The sequence below is a fragment of the Candidatus Accumulibacter cognatus genome (assembly GCF_000584975.1).
In the GTDB taxonomy this organism is placed as follows: Bacteria; Pseudomonadota; Gammaproteobacteria; order Burkholderiales; family Rhodocyclaceae; genus Accumulibacter; species Accumulibacter cognatus.
The window spans coordinates 26,290-40,240 of the sequence record NZ_JDST02000014.1 but is presented as its reverse complement, the minus strand read 5'-3'; the positions used below and the strand labels follow the sequence as shown (position 1 = coordinate 40,240).

At 59.0% G+C, this 13,951-nt stretch carries 15 protein-coding genes; 7 read left to right on the top strand and 8 right to left on the bottom strand.

Going from position 1 to position 13,951, the window contains the following annotated elements:
• The first annotated feature begins 97 nt into the window (after nucleotides 1-97).
• Nucleotides 98-544, top strand: a complete 447-nt coding sequence (locus tag AW06_RS03700; protein ID WP_034945742.1) for a glycine zipper 2TM domain-containing protein — start codon at nucleotides 98-100, stop codon at nucleotides 542-544.
• Between the two features lie 141 nt (nucleotides 545-685).
• Here AW06_RS03700 and AW06_RS03695 read toward each other — a convergent pair whose 3' ends face one another.
• Both AW06_RS03695 and ccsA read right to left on the bottom strand, forming a co-directional pair.
• Complete coding sequence (locus tag AW06_RS03695) at nucleotides 686-1,069, bottom strand: VOC family protein (RefSeq protein ID WP_034945740.1); 384 nt, start codon at nucleotides 1,067-1,069, stop codon at nucleotides 686-688.
• A 141-nt stretch (nucleotides 1,070-1,210) separates the two neighbouring features.
• Nucleotides 1,211-2,050: a cytochrome c biogenesis protein CcsA gene (ccsA, locus tag AW06_RS03690; protein WP_034945738.1), complete on the bottom strand. Its 840-nt coding sequence runs from the start codon at nucleotides 2,048-2,050 to the stop codon at nucleotides 1,211-1,213.
• A 30-nt stretch (nucleotides 2,051-2,080) separates the two neighbouring features.
• Between ccsA and ffh the strand changes: the two genes are divergently transcribed.
• Nucleotides 2,081-3,436 (top strand): signal recognition particle protein, encoded by a 1,356-nt coding sequence (ffh, locus tag AW06_RS03685; protein WP_034945736.1) that lies wholly within the window; start codon nucleotides 2,081-2,083, stop codon nucleotides 3,434-3,436.
• 27 nt (nucleotides 3,437-3,463) lie between these two features.
• Here the strand turns inward: ffh and AW06_RS03680 are convergent, their stop codons facing one another.
• Together AW06_RS03680 and AW06_RS03675 are read right to left on the bottom strand one after the other, a co-directional pair.
• Nucleotides 3,464-4,027 (bottom strand): lytic transglycosylase domain-containing protein, encoded by a 564-nt coding sequence (locus tag AW06_RS03680; RefSeq protein ID WP_138677462.1) that lies wholly within the window; start codon nucleotides 4,025-4,027, stop codon nucleotides 3,464-3,466.
• A 26-nt stretch (nucleotides 4,028-4,053) separates the two neighbouring features.
• The gene (locus tag AW06_RS03675) at nucleotides 4,054-5,778 is read right to left on the bottom strand and encodes a proline--tRNA ligase (protein WP_034945732.1); all 1,725 of its coding nucleotides are present in this window, start codon (nucleotides 5,776-5,778) and stop codon (nucleotides 4,054-4,056) included.
• A gap of 154 nt (nucleotides 5,779-5,932) precedes the next feature.
• Here AW06_RS03675 and AW06_RS03670 point away from each other — a divergent pair, with 154 nt between their 5' ends.
• From AW06_RS03670 to folE2, 4 genes are read left to right on the top strand one after another with little or no spacing between them, the layout of a single operon-like run.
• A complete protein-coding gene (locus AW06_RS03670; RefSeq protein ID WP_138677456.1) occupies nucleotides 5,933-6,220 on the top strand; it encodes an exodeoxyribonuclease VII small subunit in 288 nt (95 codons plus the stop codon).
• The gene (locus AW06_RS03665; RefSeq protein WP_046535153.1) at nucleotides 6,217-7,140 is read left to right on the top strand and encodes a polyprenyl synthetase family protein; all 924 of its coding nucleotides are present in this window, start codon (nucleotides 6,217-6,219) and stop codon (nucleotides 7,138-7,140) included. The genes AW06_RS03670 and AW06_RS03665 overlap by 4 nt, the downstream gene beginning before the upstream one ends.
• A gap of 43 nt (nucleotides 7,141-7,183) precedes the next feature.
• A complete protein-coding gene (dxs, locus tag AW06_RS03660) occupies nucleotides 7,184-9,097 on the top strand; it encodes a 1-deoxy-D-xylulose-5-phosphate synthase (protein ID WP_034945730.1) in 1,914 nt (637 codons plus the stop codon).
• Nucleotides 9,094-9,921, top strand: coding sequence for a GTP cyclohydrolase FolE2 (gene folE2 / locus AW06_RS03655; protein ID WP_034945728.1), 828 nt, complete (start codon nucleotides 9,094-9,096; stop codon nucleotides 9,919-9,921). Before dxs ends, folE2 begins: the two co-directional genes overlap by 4 nt.
• Nucleotides 9,922-9,988: 67 nt before the next feature.
• On the opposite strand, the gene rplS is transcribed toward folE2, so the two are convergent.
• Genes rplS through rpsP form a run of 4 tightly spaced genes read right to left on the bottom strand, consistent with a single transcriptional unit; the run spans nucleotide 9,989 to nucleotide 11,988 of the window.
• Nucleotides 9,989-10,354 (bottom strand): 50S ribosomal protein L19, encoded by a 366-nt coding sequence (gene rplS, locus AW06_RS03650; RefSeq protein ID WP_034918938.1) that lies wholly within the window; start codon nucleotides 10,352-10,354, stop codon nucleotides 9,989-9,991.
• A gap of 22 nt (nucleotides 10,355-10,376) precedes the next feature.
• A complete protein-coding gene (gene trmD / locus AW06_RS03645; RefSeq protein WP_273704352.1) occupies nucleotides 10,377-11,141 on the bottom strand; it encodes a tRNA (guanosine(37)-N1)-methyltransferase TrmD in 765 nt (254 codons plus the stop codon).
• Nucleotides 11,142-11,161: 20 nt separating this feature from the next.
• Nucleotides 11,162-11,716, bottom strand: a complete 555-nt coding sequence (gene rimM / locus AW06_RS03640; RefSeq protein ID WP_273704351.1) for a ribosome maturation factor RimM — start codon at nucleotides 11,714-11,716, stop codon at nucleotides 11,162-11,164.
• 17 nt (nucleotides 11,717-11,733) lie between these two features.
• Nucleotides 11,734-11,988, bottom strand: a complete 255-nt coding sequence (gene rpsP / locus AW06_RS03635) for a 30S ribosomal protein S16 (RefSeq protein ID WP_034945726.1) — start codon at nucleotides 11,986-11,988, stop codon at nucleotides 11,734-11,736.
• 315 nt (nucleotides 11,989-12,303) lie between these two features.
• Here rpsP and AW06_RS03630 point away from each other — a divergent pair, with 315 nt between their 5' ends.
• On the top strand, nucleotides 12,304-13,809 hold the full coding sequence (locus tag AW06_RS03630) for a hypothetical protein (protein ID WP_273704350.1): 1,506 nt from the start codon (nucleotides 12,304-12,306) through the stop codon (nucleotides 13,807-13,809).
• The last annotated feature ends 142 nt before the right edge of the window (nucleotides 13,810-13,951 follow it).

The following is a 13,951-nucleotide window of genomic DNA, read 5'->3' as shown; positions in this document are numbered from 1 at the left end:
GACTGGAACGAAACCCGCTTCTACCCAAGTGGGACATCTTGATCCGACCGGCTTGCTTGGTAGAAGGATTGGCGGAGATCACCTAAGGAAATCCAACATGTTTCAAAAAGTCTCGTCGTTCCTGTCAGCCTTCGCCCTCGCCTTGTTCCTGACCGCCTGCGTTGGACCCGGGATGCAGGCGGACCAGCCCATGGAAATCCGTAACGGTGTGATCGAACAGATCACCCTGGTGCAGTTGCCGAGCAATCACCATATGGGGGTTGGCGCCATTGTCGGCGGCGTGGCCGGCCTCGGGATCGGCAGCCTGATTGGTGCCGGCAGCGGTCGCGATGTGGCCATGGTGCTCGGTACCATCGGCGGCGCGTTCGTCGGCAACGAAGTCCAGAAAAAGTACGAACAGCCTGTCCAGGGCCAGCAAATCATTGTCCGGGTGGCCAACGGCGTGCTGATTTCTGTGACACAGCCGAGCAATCCGGGCCTTCGCCAGGGTCAGCGGGTGTATGTTGAAGGCAGCGGCGAGAACGCTCGCGTCATTCCACGCTGAACCTGTCTGACCCTTCGTAGTGGCGACGCTGTTGGCTTCTATGCCAAGCTGGGAGGCCGTCGCCGACGTAGCAACGGTCAGGTGAGAATACCTGCGGAGCAGGCGCAGTCTTTGGCTGCGCTCGCGTTGTGCGAAACCGCTCTATTGCAGTGAATGCAGACCGATCATGTTGCCTTCGCTGTCTTCGATCAAGGCAATATGGCCATACTGTCCGATCGGCATCTTCGGCTGGATGAGGCGACCACCAGCCTGCACGGCACGAGCAGATTCGTCCGAGACATCGTGACAGGAAAAATACACCATCGTACCGCCTTTTCCCGGATTGGCCATGGGGTTCCGGACCAACGCACCGGCTGCACCCCCTGCACTTTCAATCCAGGAAAAGGCGTACATCTCGCCACCATCTCCGATTTCCGGCAGTGCCATCAGTTCGCGCCCGAAGACGGTCGTATAGAAGACGCGCGCACGCGCCATGTCGGAAACGTAGATTTCGAACCATCCCACCGGGTTAGCTGGCTTGTCCATGCTCTTGCTCCTCAGGTTTCTCTTGGAAAGGAATATTCGCGGATACTCTCAGAGCAGCGGTCAGAGACGGTCGCCCGCCTGGCCTTCAACGGCGAAAGAGCCAGCTCTCGCAACTCCTCCGCCATCGCCTACGCAACAGATTCATAGTCGACCGAGCAGGACCTCGGCTACAAAGCGGCTGCCGATGTACGCAAGGAACAGTACCATGAATCCTGCCAGAGTCCAGCGCAGTGCGACACGACCGCGCCAGCCATAAACGCGACGCCCGACCAGCAAGGCAGCAAAGATTCCCCACGAGGCAAAGGCAAACAGAGTCTTGTGATCGAGAACCATGGCCTTGCCAAATATCGCTTCGGAAAACATGACCCCGCTGACCAGCGCGGCCGTGAGCAAGCAGAAGGCGACGAGAATCATGCGAAACAACAGCGCTTCCATGGTCAGAATCGGCGGCAAACTGCTCAGGCTTCTGGTGACCGCCCGTTGGTGCAGCTTACGTTCGGCGAAACCCATGAACACGGCATGCAGTGCGGACAGCGTGAATAGACTGTAGGCGAGCATTGCCGTCAGAAAATGAAGTTGAAAGCCCCAGGCATTGGCATTGGCCACCTCACGCAATTGCGGAAACAGCGCTGGGGCCAGGGCCGCGAGCGCCGCGAGCGGCAGGACCATCGGCTGCAGGCCATCCATGCGTGCGCGAAAACTCTCCAGCCAGTAGATAAGGACCGCCAGCCAGAGCATCAGGGAGAGCGCAAAACTGAATGAGAAGCGCATGCCACCGGCACTGAACAGGCCTGAGTAAAGGCCAATGCCCTGCGCCACCAAAGCGCCGAAGATGGCTGCGCGCTCCCAAGGTTGCATCGGCAGGGTAAGCCGCGGCTGCTTGCTTTCGCGCCAGCGCGTCTGCCAGAAATGAATGCCAAGAGCAGCGTAGAGCAGCGCTGCAAGGACGTGCGGCAGAAGCTGAAGTAGAATGTCTGACATTCTTGAAGTCTACACCAAGCTGGAATCCAAATGCTCGACAACCTGACCCAACGCCTTGCCCGCGTCATGAAGACCTTGCGTGGCGAAGCACGCCTGACCGAATCCAACATTGCCGATGCCTTGCGTGAGGTACGCCTCGCCTTGCTCGAAGCTGATGTCGCTTTGCCCGCGGTCAAGGCTCTGATCGCCGCCGTTCGGGAAAAGGCGGTTGGCGAGGAAGTGATCGGCTCTCTGAGCCCGGGACAGGCACTGGTCGGAGTTGTTCATCGCGAACTTACCCAGCTCATGGGCGAGGCTCATAAAGGGCTGAATCTGGCCACGCAGCCACCTGCAATCGTTCTGATGGCCGGCCTGCAGGGTTCCGGCAAGACCACCACGGTCGGCAAACTCGCCAGGATGTTGCGCGAGACGCAAAGAAAAAAGGTGCTCGTGGTTTCCTGCGACGTCTACCGCCCGGCGGCAATCGAACAGTTGAAAACGGTTGCGTCACAGGCGGGTGCCGATTTCTTTCCTTCGGCGACGACCGACCAGCCGGTCGATATCGCACGCCAGGCGGTCGACTGGGCAAAGCGGCACTACCACGATGTCCTGCTCGTGGATACCGCAGGTCGGCTGGCAATCGACGAGGCGATGATGAAGGAAATTGCCGATATTCACGCCGCCATAAGGCCCATCGAGACTCTTTTCGTGGTCGATGCGATGCTCGGTCAGGATGCCATCCATACCGCGCGAGCGTTCAGTGATGCACTACCGCTGACTGGCGTCATCCTCACCAAGCTCGATGGCGACGCGCGTGGGGGTGCCGCTCTTTCGGTTCGGCACGTCACCGGCCAACCGATCAAGTTTGCCGGGATCGGCGAAAAATTGACGGGCCTCGAAGCCTTTCACCCGGAGCGGATGGCGTCGCGAATCCTCGGTATGGGCGACGTGCTATCGCTGATCGAGGATGCGCAGAAGGGCATCGACGAAGAAAAGGCGCTTGAGTTCGCGAAGAAGCTGAAATCGGGCAAGGGCTTTGATCTCAATGACTTCAAAGACCAGATCGGCCAGATGCGCAAGATGGGAGGTCTGTCTTCGATGATCGAGAAGCTGCCGGCGCAATTCTCACAGGGAGCCGGTCAGCTACCCGCAGGCAGCGAGGAAAAGGCGGTCGCAAGGATCGAAGGCATTATCAATTCGATGACTCCCGCCGAGCGCAGCCGACCCGAGTTGCTCAAGGCTACGCGCAAGCGCCGCATTGCCATGGGTGCCGGAGTTCAGGTGCAGGAGGTCAACCGTCTGCTCAAACAATTCGAACAGGCACAGAAAATGATGAAGCAGTTCTCCAGAGGGGGCATGGCGCAGTTGATGCGTGGTATCAAGGGGATGCTGCCGGGGATGCGATGATGCCGCGTACCGGTTGGTTCCGCCCGGTCAACGCAGTGCCAGCTTGCTCTTCGTATAGGACCATTGATTCTGCCAGGCCATGCGTACCATGTTCGGGTATGCGGGCTGGCCAAGGCTGCCATTGTAACGGCCCAGCGCGCGGTAGAGGTCGCCACGCTCGATGTCGAGATAGTGGCGAAGGATGGTGCAGCCGTAACGAAGATTGGTGCGCAAATGAAAGAGGTTGTCATCGCTGGTTCCGACGAGCTTGATCCAGAATGGCATTACCTGCATAAAGCCCCGCGCGCCGGCGCTTGATACCGCATATTTCTTGAAACCGCTTTCGACCTGGATCAGACCCAGCACCAGTTGAGGATCAAGGCCTGCACGCATCGCCTCGTAGTGCACCGAGCGCAGGAATTCGAAACGGGCTTCACGGTCAGGAATGCGCTTCTCAAGCCGGCGTGACATCTCGGTCAGCCAGTCGATCGCCTCCATCGCATCCTGAAACGAGCTCCTTGGTGGCGCCCGATCCGAAACCGTTCTAGACAGAGCCGACTGCACACTCGCCGAAAGGGGTTCATACTTCTGCGCGCCGGCGTGTACCGCCATTGGCAACAGGAGCACGAACAGTACCGTTATGCAGCGCACAGACGGTTCTTCAGGAACTGGCAGATCTCGGTCATCGGCAGAATCTGTGATTCGGCGTCGACCCGGCCCTTGTATTCAAACTTTCCTGCCGCAAGTCCGCGTTCACTGACCACCACACGGTGCGGGATGCCGACCAGCTCCATTTCGGCGAACATCACACCCGGACGCTCGTTGCGGTCGTCAAGCAGAACGTCGATACCGGCGTGCATCAGTTCGGCGTACAAGGCATCGGCTGCTGCCCGTACCGTATCGCTCTTGGCGTAAGCCATGGGAACGATGCACACCTGGAACGGCGCGATCGCCGCCGGGAGGATGATGCCGCGTTGATCATGCCCCTGTTCGATGGCCGCACCAACGACGCGGGTCACGCCAATGCCGTAACAACCCATTTCCATGACCTGGCCCTGACCACTTTCGTCGAGAAAGCTACATTTGAGTGCCTCGGCGTACTTGCTGCGCAACTGGAAGATATGCCCCACTTCAATGCCACGACACAATTCGAGCGTACCCCGGCCATCCGGCGACCGGTCGCCGGCGACGACATTCCGGAAATCGTCAACCAGCGTCGGCTCGTCCAGATCGCGAACGAAGTTGACGCCGACAAGATGGAAACCCTTCGCATTGGCGCCGCAAACGAAGTCGCTCATCACCGCCACACTGCGATCGGCGAATACCGGTATGTTGGCAATACCGACAGGACCAATGTAGCCAGGCGGACTGCCGAGCACTGCGGCAATCTCGTCTTCGCGCGCGAAACGGAACTCGCCGATGGTCTTCTGGGCCTTGAGTTCGTTCAACTGGTGGTCACCGCGCAGTAGGATCAGCGCCAACCGCGCTGATCCTGCTGCCGCGTCATTCAACATGATGGCGATGGCCTTGACCGTCCTGGTCACCGGAATGTCGAGGAATGCGGCGACATCCTCGCAACGGATACGGTCTGGTGTAGCAACCCTCTGCAGGTCGACAGTTGCTGCGGATCGCCCATCCGGCGGAGCCAGGGCCTCGGCCAGCTCGACGTTGGCAGCAAAATCCGAATCCGGACAATACGCCAGTGCGTCCTCGCCGGAATCCGCCAGAACGTGAAACTCATGCGATCCGGTGCCGCCGATCGAACCAGTGTCGGCGGCAACGGCACGAAACTTCAGTCCGAGACGAGTGAATATCCGCGTATAGGTGTCGAATATGTTTCGGTATTCGCGCTGCAGGTCATCGAAGCTGCTATGGAACGAGTATCCGTCCTTCATCAGAAATTCGCGACCGCGCATGATCCCGAAACGCGGCCGGATTTCGTCGCGAAACTTGATTTGTATCTGGTAGAAGTGCACGGGCAACTGGCGATAGCTCTTCACCTCTCTGCGCACGACATCGGTGATTACCTCTTCGTGCGTTGGACCAATGACGAAATCGCGCTGGTGCCGATCCTTGCAGCGCAGCAGTTCAGGGCCATATTTCTCCCAGCGCCCGGATTCCTGCCACAGTTCCGCTGGCTGCACTGCCGGCATCGACAGCTCGATTGCCCCCGCGTCATTCATCTCCTCGCGGATGATCTTCTCGACCTTGCGCAGCACGCGCAACCCGATCGGCATCCAGGTATAGATCCCAGCCGCCAGCCGTTTGATCATCCCGGCGCGCAGCATCAGCTGGTGGCTGATGACTTCGGCGTCAGAGGGGGCTTCTTTGAGCGTGGACAGAAAAAACCGTGTAGTACGCATTGGAATTGGTTTGGCAGGGATAAAGCTGCAATTTTACTCGACAGATGACAAAATCGCGTTGTCAATCATTCACGGGAAGCATGGAGGCATCGTTTTCATTTGACCAGAAGCCCACTAATAGGCTATTTTCGCCAGTTTGAGCCGAGCGTTTCCGATGCCACAACCAAATTCCGGGCACCCTGCAGACAATGCCACCTCCGGCAAGGTGGGCGCAGCTGTTGGTGAACTGAAATTCGAAGCAGCACTCGCCGAACTCGAACAGATCGTTCAGAATATGGAGGGAGGCCGCCTGCCGCTCGAAGAATCGCTGGCTGCATATCGACGCGGTAGTGAGCTGCTCCAGCACTGCCAGCAACAACTCAGCGATGCCGAACGCCAGATCCAGATTCTCGAGAATGGCACGCTGCGCGATTTCAAATCGGAAGGCGGAGAGGCGCGATGAGCACACTTTCCTTACAGCCTGCCAATCCCCACCGGCTGTCCTTTCCGGACTGGATGTTCAGTGTCCAGGATCGACTGGAAGCAACGCTTGCCCACTGCATGCCACCCAGCGAGGCCATTCCAGGCCGTTTGCACCAAGCCATGCGCTACGCTACCCTGAATGGCGGCAAGCGGGTGCGCCCATTGCTGGTGTTCGCTGCCGGCGAATTGACCGACGCTGCGACAGAGCAATTGGCAATCGCCGCCTGCGCCGTCGAGCTGATCCATAGCTACTCGCTGGTGCATGACGACCTGCCGTGCATGGACGATGACGTGCTGCGGCGCGGCCGACCGACCTGCCATGTCGAGTACGACCAGGCAACCGCTCTGCTGGTTGGCGACAGCCTGCAGTCACTAGCTTTCGAACTGTTGGCGCGCGAGGATTTTGGTGACCCCCGTCGGCAACTGGAAATGCTGCACCTGCTGGCGCGCGCCAGCGGTTCCTGTGGCATGGCTGGCGGGCAATCGATCGACCTCGAGGCAGTCGGCAAGCGACTCAATCAACCCGAACTCGAATTGATGCATGCGCTCAAGACGGGTGCCCTGATTCGTGCCGCCGTGCTGCTCGGTGGACTGTGCGGCAAGGCACTGACGGTTGCTGAACGTGTTTCGCTGGATCGCTTTGCCAAGCGCGCCGGCTTGCTGTTCCAGGTCGTCGACGACATCCTCGACTGCACGGCCAGCACGGCGACGCTGGGCAAGACGGCGGGCAAGGATGCAGCCGCCGAAAAACCAACCTATGTCACCCTGCTGGGACTCGACCGCGCACGTAAATTTTCTGCCGATCTCAGGGAACAGGCAATCGAAACCCTTGTCATTTTCGATGTGCGCGCTCGGCGGCTGGTTGAACTGACCGATTTCATCACTCAGCGCAAGTTCTAAGACCCACTTCTGGCCGCCACCGCGCGCTTCAGCAGGATGACCCATGACTCGTTACCCTCTACTCGACACCATCTGCGATCCTGCACAGGTGCGCAAACTTGAGCGCAAGCAACTGCCGCAACTCGCCAACGAGTTGCGCAGCTTCCTAGTGGAATCGGTAGCCAAGACCGGCGGGCATCTTTCTTCGAACCTCGGCACGGTCGAACTCACGGTCGCCCTGCACCATGTTTTCGACACCCCGCACGATCGCCTGGTGTGGGACGTTGGTCACCAGACTTACCCGCACAAGGTGCTCACCGGTCGGCGCACCGGCATGGCCAGGCTGCGGATGCACGGCGGCATTTCGGGTTTTCCGAAGCGCAGCGAAAGCAGATACGACACTTTCGGCGTCGGTCATTCATCCACCTCGATCTCGGCTGCGCTCGGCATGGCGCTGGCCGCCAAGATCAAGGGCGAGCCGCGCAAGGTCGTGGCGATCATCGGTGATGGTGCAATGTCCGCCGGCCAGGCTTTTGAAGCATTGAACAATGCCGGCGTGGCGGACGCCGACATGCTCGTCGTGCTCAACGATAACGACATGTCGATATCACCTGCGGTGGGTGCCCTCAACCGCTACCTGGCGCGGCTCTTCTCCGGGGGCAGCTTCAATGCCGCGCGCAAGGCAGGCGAGAAGATTCTCGACTTTTCGCCCTCGCTGCGGGAATTCGCCAAACGCGCCGAGGAGCACGTCAAGGGCATGCTGACTCCTGGGACCCTGTTCGAGGAAATGGGATTCAACTATATTGGCCCGATCGACGGCCACGACCTTGAATCGCTGGTCCCTACCCTGCAGAACCTGAAAAATCTGAAGGGACCGCAGTTCCTGCATGTGATCACCAAGAAGGGGCAGGGTTACAAGCTGGCAGAGGTTGACCCGATTCTCTACCACGGGGTCTCGAAGTTTCAGCCCGAGGTCGGCATCGCCGGCAGTCCGAGCGGGGCCAAGCCCAGTTACACACAGATTTTTGGCGACTGGCTCTGCGACATGGCGGCGGCTGACCCGAAACTCGTCGGCATCACCCCTGCCATGCGCGAAGGATCCGGCCTGCTGCGCTTCAGCCAACGCTACCCGGATCGCTATTATGATGTTGGGATTGCCGAGCAGCATGCCGTCACCTTTGCTGCCGGCCTGGCTTGCGAGGGGTTGCGGCCGGTACTGGCGATCTACTCGACCTTCCTGCAGCGCGGCTACGATCAACTGGTACATGATGTGGCGCTACAGAATCTACCGGTGGTCTTCGCACTTGACCGCGGCGGCCTGGTCGGCGCCGATGGCCCCACCCACCATGGCGCTTTCGACCTCTCGTTCCTGAGCTGTATTCCCAATATGGTGGTGATGACTCCGTCCGACGAGAACGAGTGTCGCAAGATGCTGACCACCGCCTACCGCCTCGACGGTCCCAGTGCAGTTCGCTACCCGCGCGGCAGCGGTACCGGCGTGGCCATCGACCAGGAACTCGTCGGACTACCGGTGGGCAAGGGCGAAATCCGCCGTCGCGGTAGCGGAGTTGCGCTGCTCGCCTTTGGCAGCATGCTGACGCCGGCTCTCGCTGCCGCCGAAGAGCTCGATGCCAGCGTCGCCAACATGCGCTTTGTCAAACCGATCGACCGCGAGCTGATCATTGCGCTGGCTGCGGAACATTCTCTGCTGGTCAGCGTCGAAGAGAATGCCGTGATTGGTGGTGCAGGCACCGAGGTCGAACGGGTCCTCGAAGACATCGCCAGTTCGGCTCGCCTGTTGAGGCTGGGAATCCCCGACCATTTCATCGAACACGGAGATCAAGCACTGCTGCTGACCGAAATCGGACTGGACCGCGAAGGAATTGTCCGTGCAGTACGCGCACGCCAAAACAGCAGCGTGGCGGATTCGGGCGAATCGATGCCGCCACCCAAAAATAACTACCTGGAGCAGCAATGAACGCACCCGAAACCTCGCGCAGCCCTGCCGTCATGGTCGACGTCCAGGGCTCGACAGATACACGACAGATCGCTATCAACAAAGTGGGAATCAAGGCCATCCGTCACCCGGTCAAGGTACTCGACAAATCTGGCGGCATCCAGCATACGATCGCCATCTTCAACATGTATGTCGGCCTGCCGCACAACTTCAAGGGCACCCACATGTCACGTTTCGTGGAAATTCTCAACAGCCACGAACGTGAAATTTCGGTCGAGAATTTCCCGGCCATGCTGCGTGAAATGGTCAACCGGCTGGAAGCCGAAACCGGTCATATCGAAATGAGCTTTCCGTACTTCATCAACAAGACGGCGCCGGTATCCGAAGTACAGAGCCTGATGGATTACGACGTGACGCTGATTGGCGAGATCTGCCACGGCCGCATCGAGTCTACTATCAAGGTCACTGTTCCCGTTGCCAGCCTCTGCCCGTGTTCAAAACAGATTTCCGAGCGAGGCGCTCACAACCAGCGCTCCCATGTCACCGTCACCGTCCGGATCAACGATCATCTGTGGATCGAAGAACTGGTTCGCTTCGTCGAAGCGGAGGCCTCCTGTGATCTGTATGGCCTTCTCAAACGCCCTGACGAAAAATACGTCACCGAGCGAGCCTACGACAATCCGAAGTTCGTCGAAGATATGGTGCGCGATGTGGCGGCACGTCTCAATGCCGAGCGACGTATCGATGCCTACGTGATCGAGTCCGAAAACTTCGAATCAATCCACAATCACTCGGCTTATGCGCTGATCGGAAACGACAAGCGGACTCCTCCGGCTCCCGCTTGAGGCTGTCCCCGAAAATCGCGACCAAGTTTCTCCCGACTTGGTCGCGTTTCAGCCGAATGGTCGGGGTTCAGCGCTGCCGACGGACCAGTTTTTCCTTGATCCGCGCCGACTTGCCTGAACGCTCGCGCAGATAGTAGAGCTTGGCACGCCGTACGTCACCGCGACGTTTCACTTCAATCGCCGCTACCAGCGGCGAATAGGTCTGAAAGGTACGTTCGACACCCTCGCCGGACGAGACCTTGCGGACGATGAAACTGGAATTGAGGCCGCGGTTGCGCTTGGCGATCACCACGCCTTCGTAAGCCTGCAGGCGCTCGCGAGCCCCTTCCTTCACCTTCACCTGGACGACGACTGTGTCGCCTGGTGCAAACGGCGGTATGACCTTGCCCAGACGGGCGATTTCTTCCTGCTCAAGTTGCTCGATCAGATTCATTGTTGAACTCCATGCCAGCAAATTACTTATTGTCCTGACCGCATTGCTCCTGAAACTTCACCAGGAGTTGCGTTTCCGATTTTGACAACGTGCGCCCCGCCAACAACTCGGGACGTCGCTGCCACGTCCGACCCAGCGCCTGTTGTAGGCGCCATCGTCGTATTTCCTCGTGGTGCCCAGAGAGCAGCACCTCCGGCACCCGCAGCCCGGCGTATTCCTCCGGCCGCGTATAGTGCGGGCAATCCAGCAAGCCCTCCACAAACGAATCCTGTTGTGCCGACTCGGCGTCGTTCAGTACCCCCGGCAACTGCCTGACGACTGCGTCCAGCAGCACCATCGCCGGGATTTCACCCCCCGAGAGGACGAAATCTCCGATGGAAATTTCCTCGTCAACACAGCGCGCGATGACCCGTTCGTCAATTCCTTCATAGCGCCCGCAAACCAACAGCAGTCCTTCACCGGCCTGTGCCATTCGCAGCACCCGCGCATGAGTCAACAGCGCGCCCTGCGGCGACAGGCAGATGACGCGGCTGGCAGGCACACCCAGCACCTGCTGCCGCGCACGTGCCGCCTCGATGGCCGCTTCCATGGGCGCTGGCATCATTACCATCCCCGGTCCGCCACCATACGGACGATCATCAACGCTACGGTGCCGGTCGCAAGTGAAATCACGCGGATTCCACAAGCCCAGGCTCCAGCGCCCGGTTTCCAGCGCCCTGCGCGTCACCCCTGACTGCGTGAGCACGGCAAACATTTCGGGAAACAAGGTCACGACATCAACAATCAACGACCTCACCTCTGATGGAATCACCAATCCTTTTCCCAGTCAACGCGAACCCATCGCCCGGAGATGTCCACATCCAGCACGATTGCAGCCACGAAAGGCAAAAGTCTTTCGCCACTCTCGCCATCTCCAACCCGCAGCACGGTGTTGGCCGGCGTTTCGATCAAACCGAGAATCCGACCCAGCGATTGATCGCGAGTATTACGTACGGACAGCCCGATGAGGTCGGCCCAATAGTATTCGTCGGTTGCCGTCGGCGGCAAGGCTGCGCGTGGTACGCCCACCAGAGCACCGCTGATTGCTTCAGCGGCGGTACGATCAGCCACGCATGCGAGCTTGGCAAGCAGCAGACCGTTGCGAAGCTGGCAACTGAGCAGTTTAGTCTGGCGCCACAGATTGAGTGCATCTTCCTCCCGACCAACCCACCAGTGAGTCAGTCGCGACCAGCTCAGCGGATCGTCGGCAAACGGGTGCACGCGCATCCTGCCCTGCAGCCCGCAGGCAGAGACAATCTTGCCGAGGACAATGATGTCGGCAGGCGGGGATTCCTGGGCAAGCACTCCGCTCGTATCGAACACGCAAGAACAGCCAGGGTTCAGGCTGCTGCCACCTTGATCGATTGCTTGAGCAGGCGAGCAACTGTCGGAGAAGCCTGGGCACCCTGCTGCTGCCAGTAACTGAGGCGATCAGTCGCAATATGCAGTCCCTGCTCATTGCCTGCAGCCTGCGGGTTGTAGAAACCGATGCGCTCGATGAAGCGACCATCGCGGCGAGCGCGCGAATCAGCGACCACCATATTGTAAAAGGGGCGCTTTTTGGCACCACCACGGGCTAGGCGAATAACAACCATGTCAATCTCTTCCAAATCCAGGAAAAAGATGGAATTATAGCAAGAAAGCAAGAATAGATGCGTAGATTGGCGGCGTCTCGCGATCACGAGGACAGATATCCGCCAGGTGCCGGAATCCACGGCAACAGAAACTTCGCTTGCCCACCAGTTTGTACTCGCAGGTATAATCCGCGTAACCACCGTGGTGACACAAGATACTGATTTTATGAGATGCTTTGGAGCTTCGCGGTAGCTGCCCTGTGCCTCTACAGAGCGGGCCATGACAAGGCTGACAGCATCAATGATGCAAACTCCAACTCCTTTGGCAGATTGCTGATGACCGAAACTGCTTTTAACACTTCTGGCACAGTTCGCAATGCCGTGCATCAGATCGACATACGAAGCATTCTCCAGTGGCTCACGTCGCCAGCGGCACCGCAGCCTGTCGACGAACTGCCGATGTTGCGATCCCATCTGCAGGCCTTACGCGAGGTCAGAGTCACACCTGTACAACGCGCTCATGCGCTTGACCGCCTGTACAAACGCGGCATGACGGTCATCACCCGCCTGCTCCCGTCGCTCACCCGTGACCTGGTGCTCCCTGTACCACGCAAGACACGCCGCATCGTCAATGGCGTTCTGAACCTTCTGCAAATGATCGCTGACGATATGCTGGCACTGCTGGAAGAACCCTTCCTTGCCCGGCCACCTGAACTGGCACTTTGGCGGAGTCTGCAAGCCCTTTCACAACAGCTATTGATTAGTCACTTGATTGCCTGTCCAGCCCCCACCGGCTCCTGGCAACAACTGCATCAGACCTATGCAAGGGTGCGACGTCTGCAGGTGGATACAGCAGTCCCGAGAGGCGCCTCACGCAAGCTGCAGGATGTCTACTATTCGGCAGTCCTGCTCGGCTGTGCTCAGCCCGCGTCACTAACGCCACAGGAAGTCCTGTTCCTTGCTGACTACTTTGAACGCTTTGCCGACCAGGTTGAACCGATCTCCACGGCTGTGTCCGCTACTCCGGCAACTTTCTGGATTGATCCCGCGCGCGACGTAGCCGCATGTTCTGCCTTACGCAACCTCTCTCGACCAGCAGCTCCGCTTGAATGTTTTTCGTGCGTGCGCCTGTGCTTGCTGCTCAGGGCTCAAATCGCCCAACTCGATGCGGGTACCTCTGCATCAGAACTGAACCTGCCGGACTTTGCAGGCACGTCAGCCGGACGCGGTGTTCTTGGTCGCCTCGCAACTCGCTGGAGCGACCTGGGAAAACGCCGCTATATTCGCCGCAGACAGAACCACCGCGCACTCCTCGGTACAGGCATTGATGGACTGTGGCATATCGGCAAGAAAGAAGATCCGGCAAGTGTCAACGTATCGACATGGATGGTGACCAATGAAAGTCCCGAGGGCTATGCCGTGATGCATGTCACCGGCAACACCGGGGTATTATCGGTTGGGAATGTGGTCGCGATTCGCACAGACTTTGACCAGAACTGGCAGATCTGCCTGGTCCGCTGGGCTTTGTCGGAGAACCCCGAGCATCTTGAACTCGGTTTGCAGATTCTCGCGCCCAAGGCAGTCCCGGCCATTCTCGCCCAGCCTTCCCATGACACGGGCACCGAGTATCTGCGAGTACTTATTCTGCCGGAAATCCCGAAGCTTCGTTCTGGTCAGTCGCTAGTGGTCGCCACGGGAGCCTTGCCGAAGGAGCGCGATAAACTGCTTCTGCTGATCGAGGGCAACAACATCAGTGTGCGTGAAGTCAGCAGGACCGGCATTGAAGAACAAACCGGCAGCGTCGAGATCATGTCGATCGAATCTGTACAAAACCCGTTTTAATGTGAAAGTCGCGTCAGTGACTCACGGCTACCCTTCCCCCACTTGCCAGAGCAAAGGCGGGGTTTTGCGGAGCACTGCTACGGGCCCATCGAGCGATTCAGGCGGGTACGCCGGAATGCAACATGCAAGGAAGGAAACGGTC